Origin of the sequence: Priestia sp. BR_2 (assembly GCF_041954005.1) — a bacterium.
GTDB classification, from domain to species: domain Bacteria; phylum Bacillota; class Bacilli; order Paenibacillales; family Paenibacillaceae; genus Paenibacillus_AQ; species Paenibacillus_AQ lautus_A.
Window position 1 is genome coordinate 1 of the sequence record NZ_JAVFHM010000242.1, and the last position, 875, is coordinate 875.

Consider the following 875-nt stretch of genomic DNA (forward strand, 5'->3'; position numbering starts at 1 on the left):
CATATATAGCCCCGTTGCCGTCCCAGGTTCATCCGGAATAAAGTCTTGAAAGTAAGACACAGCAATACCAGCTGTTATGGAAACCTGTGCAGCACTTAAGATTTGAATCGGATAAATTTGCCATGGATCTGTGACTAAAAACAGGAGTCCATAATAAAAAACAGAGATACCAAATCCTAATCGTATTAACAGCCGACTACCGATTTTTGTGGCTAATACCCCCACTGCAATCATAAATGGAACCTCAAATACTGGAGGTACGCTCACCACTAGTCCTACTTGTTTTTCTGTTCCGTTAAGTACTTTCGTAATAAATTGCGACATGTTTAAATTAGCCATAGAAACAGCCATGGTCATACACATCATTGCGATAATGTTCTTTAAGACATGAGATTGAACAATAAACTTACGCAGAATCACAGGAGTTGGCTTGGTTTCTACTTCAATTTTGACATCCTTTAATAAAAAAGCTAACGCAATTGCTGCTAGTAGGTATCCGCCTGATACGCATAAAAAGAGTCCCTTAAACCCAATCGCATACAACACCCAACCCGCAATTGCTGGACCGACTGTCCAAGAAAGAGCGAAAAACGCACGAAAAACATTCATTACAAAAGGTGTTTCCTTTTCTTCTACTGTGCTCTGTTTTAATGCTTCTCTTGTAAATGCCCATAATTGAGGTATTACAGAGGCTGCTGTTCCCAGTAAAAAGAAAGCAAGAAGAGCAAGAAGAAAAAAGTTGCGGATGAATGCAAATCCAGCGTACCCTAGAATAGCAGCACAAGTAGTAATTAATAACAATTTTTTTCGACTGGGTACCCGATCTGAGGTTTTACCAATAATGGTTGTAATAACAACAGCCCCCACTGAAATAA

At 39.4% G+C, this 875-nt stretch carries 1 protein-coding gene; it reads right to left on the reverse strand.

Annotated elements, in window-relative coordinates; genetic code table 11:
• Nucleotides 1–875 (reverse strand): MFS transporter (locus tag RB298_RS19185; RefSeq protein WP_486048058.1); only part of this gene is annotated, 875 nt, incomplete at both ends.